The sequence below is a fragment of the Nocardia sp. NPDC052254 genome (assembly GCF_040679495.1).
GTDB lineage: Bacteria > Actinomycetota > Actinomycetes > Mycobacteriales > Mycobacteriaceae > Nocardia.
This window is the reverse complement of sequence record NZ_JBFAUW010000010.1, coordinates 309795-317174: the sequence shown is the minus strand read 5'-3', so window position 1 is coordinate 317174 and position 7380 is coordinate 309795. Positions and strand designations below refer to the sequence as shown.

7 protein-coding genes are annotated in these 7380 nt (G+C 66.9%); 3 read left to right on the top strand and 4 right to left on the bottom strand.

From position 1 onward, the window contains the following. Positions 1 to 112: 112 nt before the first annotated feature. Positions 113 to 1516, top strand: coding sequence for a class II fumarate hydratase (locus tag AB0L57_RS24700; protein ID WP_364966494.1), 1404 nt, complete (start codon positions 113 to 115; stop codon positions 1514 to 1516). A gap of 91 nt (positions 1517 to 1607) precedes the next feature. On the opposite strand, the gene AB0L57_RS24695 is transcribed toward AB0L57_RS24700, so the two are convergent. Then, entirely contained in the window at positions 1608 to 2795 is a 1188-nt protein-coding gene (locus tag AB0L57_RS24695) for an FAD-dependent monooxygenase (protein WP_364966491.1), read from the bottom strand. A 98-nt stretch (positions 2796 to 2893) separates the two neighbouring features. Between AB0L57_RS24695 and AB0L57_RS24690 the strand changes: the two genes are divergently transcribed. Next, positions 2894 to 3607 carry a TetR/AcrR family transcriptional regulator gene (locus AB0L57_RS24690; protein WP_364966488.1) on the top strand — a complete coding sequence of 238 codons (714 nt, stop codon included), beginning with the start codon at positions 2894 to 2896 and terminating at the stop codon, positions 3605 to 3607. Between the two features lie 68 nt (positions 3608 to 3675). Then, complete coding sequence (locus AB0L57_RS24685) at positions 3676 to 4119, top strand: limonene-1,2-epoxide hydrolase family protein (RefSeq protein ID WP_364966485.1); 444 nt, start codon at positions 3676 to 3678, stop codon at positions 4117 to 4119. A gap of 126 nt (positions 4120 to 4245) precedes the next feature. Here the strand turns inward: AB0L57_RS24685 and AB0L57_RS24680 are convergent, their stop codons facing one another. From AB0L57_RS24680 to AB0L57_RS24670, 3 genes are all read right to left on the bottom strand, one after another. Continuing rightward, the gene (locus AB0L57_RS24680) at positions 4246 to 5103 is read right to left on the bottom strand and encodes an acyl-ACP desaturase (protein ID WP_364966482.1); all 858 of its coding nucleotides are present in this window, start codon (positions 5101 to 5103) and stop codon (positions 4246 to 4248) included. A 111-nt stretch (positions 5104 to 5214) separates the two neighbouring features. Next, positions 5215 to 5790 (bottom strand): esterase, encoded by a 576-nt coding sequence (locus tag AB0L57_RS24675; protein WP_364966479.1) that lies wholly within the window; start codon positions 5788 to 5790, stop codon positions 5215 to 5217. Positions 5791 to 5990: 200 nt separating this feature from the next. Further along, positions 5991 to 7370: a PhoH family protein gene (locus AB0L57_RS24670; RefSeq protein ID WP_364966476.1), complete on the bottom strand. Its 1380-nt coding sequence runs from the start codon at positions 7368 to 7370 to the stop codon at positions 5991 to 5993. Positions 7371 to 7380 lie beyond the last annotated feature (10 nt).

The following is a 7380-nucleotide window of genomic DNA, read 5'->3' as shown; positions in this document are numbered from 1 at the left end:
TGCCGCTGCGCAAGCGACGAAGGAGCAAGCAGCGGCACCCGAACGGCGAGACCAAGGGGCCGCGAACCCCGCCGGAGCGAAGCGAAGGCCAAAAAAAACGTACTGTCGGATCATGACCGACGAGACGCAGTATCGCATCGAGCACGACACCATGGGCGAGGTCCGCGTTCCGGTGAACGCGTTGTGGCGGGCTCAGACCCAGCGTGCGGTGGAGAACTTCCCGATCAGCGGACGTGGCCTCGAGCGCGCCCAGATCCGCGCTCTCGGCCTGCTCAAGGCGGCCTGTGCCGCGGTGAACCGAGATCTGGGCCTGCTCGACGAGGTCAAGGCCGGCGCGATCATCGCCGCCGCGAACGAGATCGCCGAGGGCCGTCACGACGAGCAGTTCCCGATCGACGTCTTCCAGACCGGTTCGGGCACCAGCTCAAATATGAACGCCAACGAGGTGATCGCGAGCCTGGCCGCCGCTCGCGGCGTCGCCGTGCACCCCAACGACGATGTCAACATGTCCCAGTCGTCCAACGACACCTTCCCCACCGCCACCCATCTGGCGGCCACCGAGGCGGTGATGAAGGAGTTGCTGCCCGCGCTGGACCACCTGCGGCTGCGGCTGCTGGACAAGGCCACCGAGTGGCGCACGGTGGTGAAGTCCGGACGCACCCACCTGATGGACGCGGTGCCGGTGACGCTCGGTCAGGAGTTCAGCGGATATACCCGCCAGGTCGAGGCCGGTTCCGAGCGTCTGATCGCCGCGCTGCCCCGGCTCGGTGAACTGCCCATCGGCGGTACCGCGGTCGGCACCGGTCTCAACGCGCCCGCGGGGTTCGGCACGAAGGTCGTTGCCGAACTGCGCAAGACGACCGGCTTGGACGCATTGTCGGAGGCAGTCAACCATTTCGAGGCACAGGCCGCCCGCGACGGCCTGGTCGAGATCTCGGGTTCGCTGCGTACCGTCGCCATCAGTCTGACCAAGATCGCCAATGATATTCGCTGGATGGGTTCCGGCCCGCTCACCGGTCTCGGGGAGATTCAGCTTCCGGATCTGCAGCCCGGCTCGTCGATCATGCCGGGCAAGGTGAATCCGGTACTGCCGGAAGCGGTTACCCAGGTGGCCGCACAGGTGATCGGCAACGATGCCGCGGTGGCGTGGGGCGGCGGGAACGGCGCCTTCGAACTGAATGTCTACATTCCGGTGATGGCACGCAACGTGCTGGAATCGATTCGTCTGCTGGCCAATGTATCCCGGCTGTTCGCCGACAAGTGCGTCGCCGGCCTGACCGCCGATACCGAGCGGTTGCGCCGCCTGGCGGAATCCTCGCCCTCGATCGTGACGCCGCTGAATTCGGCGATCGGTTACGAGGAGGCCGCCGCGGTGGCCAAACAGGCTCTGCGGGAACATAAAACGATTCGCGAGACGGTGGTCGAGCGCGGATTGATCGGCGAGAAGCTGTCCGAGGAGGAGCTGGATCGCCGGCTCGACGTACTGTCCATGGCGAAGGTCGACGACCGGGAATGAACCGAGGATCGTGCACCGCCGGGTCCGGCTTCACTGCCGGATCCGGCTGTTACCCATCGGGTTTCGTGATCCAGCGGGGCCGGAGCACCCATCAGGCGGCCGCCACCAGCGCCTGGTAGTCCTTCAGATCGACATCGTTGGCGGCATTGTCGCTGTACTTCAGCATCAGATCGAACAGCCATGATCCGAGGAACCAGTTCCGCATCCGCATACCCCGGGCGGTGCGCGGCGCCAGGAAGCGACCGGCGTTGGACTGGCCCGCGATCTTGGCGTAACGCTTCATCATCTCGTCGTAGCGCGCGAAAGCAGCCGCATGGTCGCCACCGGCCAGTGCCAGCTCACCCGCGAGTACATAGGCACCGACCACCGCGAGCCCGGTGCCGAAGCCGCCCATCGTATTTCCGTAGGCCGAATCACCGACCAGTGCGACGCGCCCCCTGCTGTAGCCCCCCTTCATCCGCACCATCCCGAGCGAATCCAGATAAAACGAATCCAAGTCGCCCAGCTCGCTCATCATCGCGGGCACGGGTCCGCCGGCCCCCGCGAACGCCTGCGCGAGCACTCGCCGCTGGGACGCCTCGTCACGCCGGTCGTACTCCAGCCGATCGGCGGCGAACATGTACAGGTGCGCGGCCTTGTTACCGCCCCGCACCGCGAGCCTGCCGGGCTCGTTGTAGGCGGCCGATCGGTTGCGCTGCGCCGGCGCCTCCGGATCGTGACCCCACCCGGCCGCACCGGCGGTGCAGTAGTAATAGCCCATGTGCTTGACGTAATCGGCCTCGGGACCGAAGGTCAGCGCGCGCACCCGGGAATGGATGCCGTCGCAGCCGACCACCAGATCGAAGGTGCGCGCGGGCGCGTTCTCGAATTCGACCTCGACCCCGGTGCCGGTCTCACGCAGCGCGGTGACGGAATCGCCGAACAGGTATTCACAGTCCGCGGCGGTGCGCTCGTAGAGGATCGCGGCCAGATCGCCGCGCAGGATCTCCACGTCACCCCCGGTGAAATCGCCTGAGATCTCGGCCAATTCGCGACCCTGCGCATCGGTGATCACCATATCGGTCTTCCCGGTCTGCCGGCGCTGGATCTCGTCCCAGATGCCCATCCGCTCGAGCACGGTCCGTTGGGTCGCGCCCTTGAAGTCGATGGCCTGCCCACCGGGTCGCAACTCCGGGGCCCGTTCGACCACCGTGACGGCGAAACCGTAGTGCTGCAGCCAGTAGGCCAGCGCCGGACCGGCGATGCTCGCACCCGAGATGAGAACTGTCGTTTTCCGCATGATGACTCCCGAATTCTTAACTGTGTCTACCGGACGCTATTTAGCGTATGTTGGACGCAGTTTCTCGTCAAGCGCGAATTTCGGAGAGGATGGTTCCCATGACCGGACCGACTGCCCTCGAACTGCTGTGGGGCGCCCCGCAGCGCCCCCGGCGCGGCCCCAAGCCGTCGCTGTCACTGGACCGCATCGTCACCGAGGCCATCGCGCTGGCCGACGCCGACGGCCTGGGCGCAGTGTCGATGCAGCGACTCGCCGAGCGCCTGGGCTGCGCGAAGATGGCGCTGTACCGGTACGTCCCGGGCAAGGCCGAGCTCACGACCCTGATGCTGGATTCCGGGCTGGGCGCGCCCCCGCCGCGGCACCCCACCGGATCGGACCCCGAGCCGTGGCGCGCGGCGTTGCGAGACTGGGCCCGCACCATCGACGAGCGCTATCGCGCCCATCCGTGGTCCATCGAACTCAGCGCGGGCGCGCGACCGCTGGGTCCGAACGAACTCGAATGGATGGAGGCCGCACTGGCCCCCCTGGCGGGCACGGGCCTCACCGGAGCCGAACGACTCGACACCGTGGTGCTGCTCAACGGCCACGTCCGCAGCCTGGTCCAGCAGACCGTGAGCCGCGGCTCGAAACAGGCCGAGGACGACATCACCCGCCGGGTCGGCGAGATCCTGACCGAACACGCCGAGCGTTTTCCCGAGGTCGTCGCCGCATTCGCCGATTCGGGCCCCGCCGATGGCGACGCGGCCTTCGACTACGGCATCGATCGCATCCTCGACGGCGTGGCCGCCTTGATCGCGCGACGGCGCGAATGAGGACCATTCGGGCGCGAAACGAACTCGATCGTCCCCCGTCGGCGCGTCGGCACGCTTACAGTCGGACTATGGCCGAACTACCGGAGCTACAACAGAACGCCGTGACCACAGTGCGCGAGTTCTTCGCCGCGATGGAACTGGGCGCGGTGAACGAGGCATTGGATCTGGTGGATCCCGACATCGTCTGGAAGAACACCTCGCTGCCCGATATCCGTGGTGCCCAGCGCGTCCGCGGAGTCCTGCGGGGGCTGAACCGTCCGTCCTTCGGCTTCCGCGCCGACATACACCACATCGCCGCGGAACTCGACGGCGCGCCGGCGGTCGAGGGCGAGACGGTACTGACCGTGCGCACCGACTACCTGCGCATGGGCCCGCTGGAGATCGCCTTCTGGGTGTGCGGCACCTTCGAACTGGTCGACGGTCGCATCACCCTCTGGCACGACCACTTCAGCTGGGAGAACTTCCTGCGCGGTACGGCAGCGGGAGTCTGGAACATGATTCGCCGCCGATAGCCGGCGGTCGAGCGGTTCCGCCCCCGGCGCCGACCGGCAGCGGATTCGCCATCGGCGATCGCCTCGCGCGCCGATGGCGGCCGGGCCGTGGCACACACGGCCGGCGCGCGTACCACGACCGTCGACTCAGCGCCGCAGATGCTCGATCTCGGCGCGCGCCGCCACGCCCGCGTCACCGAAGTCGGTGCGCGAGAATATGTTCCAACGCTCGAGCAGCGGCGCGAACACCAGCTCACCGGTCCGGGCAGGATCGTAGACTCCGGCCGCGGCCAGTACCTCGGTGCTGTTGCGGCCGTCGGGCAGCATCAGCTCGGGAACACCGAAGTTCGCGATCCGATCGGCGATGGCACGCATGGTCTGGTCGGGCACCAGATCCAGGGCGGCCGCGACCAGATCGGCGAAGAACTCCGCCTGTAGTTCGTCGTCGATCGCGATCCGCTCGGCGATCGAGGTCACCATCGGATTCTCCTGCAGCGCGGCGATATTGCGATGCCGCACACCGGAGGCGGTCTCCTCGAACGCACACTGCGCGAGGACATCGAGCAGGTGCATGGCCGGGCGACGGAAGCCGATGGTCATATGCTCCATCCGGGCGCGCTCGAGTTCCACCGGATCCACCGCGCGGGTCACCATCAGGTAGTTGCGGATGAGGATTTCGTGGCGGTTCTCCTCTGCCGTCCACCGGCCCACCCAACGCCACCACGGGCCGCTGCGCAGCCGCTTGCCGAGCTCACGATGGTACGACGGCAAATTGTCAGCGATCAGCACGCTCACGGTGAGTGAAACGGCGGCAATCTCGCCGAGTTCGACCTGTTGCGGCTCCCAGTCGACACCGCCGAGGAAGGCGAAGCTGCGCCCGTCGCTGAACGGCACATAGTCGTGCGGCAGCCAGTCCCGCACCTCGCCATCGTGTCGCCGGAGGTTTTCCTCCACGGCTTCGGCCAGCGATTCCAGCAGCTCACGGTCGGTCAACAGAGTTTGCACCCCGACAACGTACCGACTGTTCGCCCGTATCGGTGGATTTACCTGCGATGCACAGCGCAGCGGCGGCGGGACTGTGGCATCGTCCCACCGCCGCTGCGCTGTCGCCCCGTCCTACTTGGGCGTGACCTGCGTCTGCCGGTCCGACGAGTTCCAGGTGATGGTGCCGCCGGTGAAGTCGCTCTCCTTACCGGTCGGGTTGTCCTTCTCGTCGCTGGTGGGGTAGCCCAGATTGCCGTTCACGCCCCCGTCGCCCTCCCAGGCCGTGCGGATGTCACCCCACACGACGTGGGCGTTGGTCGGCTCGCTCCAGCAGATCGCACCGCCGGTGAACTCCTGACAGGAGCCACCGTTGGGCCCCTCGACGGACGCGCCGGTGGGCTCACCGAGCGGGCTCTGCACCGCGCCCATCTCGGTGTACTTGGTCAGGATGTGGCCGGAAACGGCGATCTCCTCGCCGTTCTGGGTGGCGATCTTGGTCTCGGTCGCCGCGGCGGTGCCGGGCGGCATCTCACCCGGGGACATGGTGCCCGAGGCCATCGCGCCGGTGGTCTCGGCCATACCGGTCGCCGGTGTGGTGGCCGAGCTGTTGTTGTCGTTGTCGTCGCTGCTGCAGGCGGCGGTGAACAGGAGTGCCGCACCGGCGAATGCCATTGCGGCGGCGGCGGAACGTCGAGCGAAGTGGTGCATGTCCATCCTCTCGAAAGGTGCCGGCCGGTGGCACCGCGACAAGCGATACCACCGACCGGCTTGCCAGCGCCCGGCTACGATCCAGCGAATCGAAGTGGAGAACCTACGATCGCACCGAACAGGGTTCTTGGCGGAATATACCCGTCATCGTGTGAGATGAACCATATTCCACAAGTTTGCTGGCTCAGACCCTTGGCCGCTCAGGAGTTGGGACCGTATTCCTCGAGCATCTCGGTGACCAGAGCCGCGATCGGCGACCTTTCGCTGCGGGTCAGCGTGACATGCGCGAAAAGCGGATGCCCCTTGAGCTTTTCGATCACCGCGGCCACTCCGTCGTGCCGTCCGACCCGCAGATTGTCACGCTGGGCGACATCATGGGTCAGCACCACCCGGGAACCGCTGCCCAGCCGGCTGAGCACCGTGAGCAGGACATTGCGCTCCAGCGATTGCGCCTCGTCCACGATCACGAACGAATCGTGCAGTGACCGGCCCCGAATGTGGGTGAGCGGCAACACCTCCAGCATGCCGCGGGAAAGCACCTCCTCCAGCACCTCGTGGCTCGCGAGCCCGTCGAGGGTGTCGAAGACCGCCTGGGCCCACGGGCCCATCTTCTCGCTCTCGCTGCCCGGCAGGTAGCCCAGTTCCTGGCCGCCCACCGCGTACAGCGGCCGGAAGACGACCACCTTGCGCTGAGATCGGCGCTCCAGCACCGCTTCCAGGCCCGCGGTCAGCGCCAGCGCCGATTTGCCGGTGCCGGCCTTACCGCCGAGCGAGACGATGCCCACACTCTCGTCCAGCAGCAGATCCAGCGCGATCCGCTGTTCGGCCGAACGCCCGTGCAGCCCGAACACCTCGCGATCCCCGCGCACCAACTGCACCCGTTTGTCCTCGGTCACCCGGGCCAGCGCGCTGCCGTTCGTACCGAGCAGCCGAATACCGGTGTGGCAGGGCAGATCACGCGCCTCGTCCAGATCGACCACCGAATCGGCGTAGAGCCGGTCCACGACGTCGGCGGCGACCTCCAGTTCGGCCATTCCGGTCCATCCGGAGATGACCACGTCCTGGGCGTGATATTCCTCGGCGGGCAGGCCCACCGCGCCCGCCTTGACCCGTAGCGGAATATCTTTGGACACCAACACCACTCGCTGCCCCTCCGCGGCCAGATTCAGGGCGCAGGCGAGGATTCGGGAGTCGTTGCTGTCGGTGCGGAACCCGACCGGGAGAACGCTCGGGTCGGTGTGATTCAACTCCACCTGCAGCGTGCCGCCGGCGGTGCCGATCGGCACCTGCTGATCGAGACGCCCGTGTTGCAGGCGTAGATCGTCGAGGTTGCGCAGGGCTTCGCGAGCGAACCAGCCGAGTTCGTGATGCTGCCGTTTGGCCTCCAATTCGCTGATCACCACCAGCGGTAACACCACATGGTGCTCACCGAAGCGCGTCGTTGCCCAGGGGTCGGACAACAACACGGAGGTGTCGATCACGAAGGATTTGCGGGGCGAGGTGCCGGCTCCCTTTCCGGAGCCTCCGCTCTTTTCGGAGCGGGTATTCGAGGGAGCGATGACGGAGCGTGCATCAGTCACGGTGGGCTCC

Excerpts from the sequence above, each read along its gene's own strand:
- AB0L57_RS24700 (WP_364966494.1), top strand. The coding sequence starts at position 113 with ATGACCGACGAGACGCAGTATCGCATCGAGCACGACACCATGGGCGAG.
- AB0L57_RS24695 (WP_364966491.1), bottom strand. The coding sequence starts at position 2,795 with ATGCGGAAAACGACAGTTCTCATCTCGGGTGCGAGCATCGCCGGTCCG.
- AB0L57_RS24690 (WP_364966488.1), top strand. The coding sequence starts at position 2,894 with ATGACCGGACCGACTGCCCTCGAACTGCTGTGGGGCGCCCCGCAGCGC.
- AB0L57_RS24685 (WP_364966485.1), top strand. The coding sequence starts at position 3,676 with ATGGCCGAACTACCGGAGCTACAACAGAACGCCGTGACCACAGTGCGC.
- AB0L57_RS24675 (WP_364966479.1), bottom strand. The coding sequence starts at position 5,790 with ATGCACCACTTCGCTCGACGTTCCGCCGCCGCCGCAATGGCATTCGCC.